1 protein-coding gene is annotated in these 281 nt (G+C 28.5%); it reads left to right on the top strand.

All coding sequences use genetic code 11. The features are described from left to right. Positions 1–19: 19 nt before the first annotated feature. The coding region (locus FAY47_RS19935; RefSeq protein ID WP_143318655.1) for a hypothetical protein at positions 20–281 on the top strand (262 nt) is incomplete at its 3' end.

The raw sequence follows: 281 nt of genomic DNA, 5'->3' as shown, positions 1-281 counted from the left end.
AATTAAGAGAAGCTTATCAATGAACTTAAGTCATATGGAGAATCTTCTAGCTAGAAAAAGAGATGGCGATGAAGATGTATTTAAGGATATAGAAGCAAGAAATAAATTAAATGAAAAAGAAGATGAAGATTTCTTAGACAAAAGCATTGATTTTTTAAAGAAGGCATTTGGATGGTTTAATGATAACGTTGATGAGTACTTTGAAAAAAAGAAAGAATTTTTTGCCGAATTTAACAAGGATTATCCAATACTTAGCAAGTTGTTCTTGCCATTTCAAATAA

The organism is Clostridium sp. HBUAS56017 (assembly GCF_007115085.1).
In the GTDB taxonomy this organism is placed as follows: domain Bacteria; phylum Bacillota; class Clostridia; order Clostridiales; family Clostridiaceae; genus Clostridium; species Clostridium cibarium.
The sequence above is the reverse complement of the archived record's forward strand: the minus strand, read 5'-3'. Positions and strand labels throughout refer to the sequence as shown.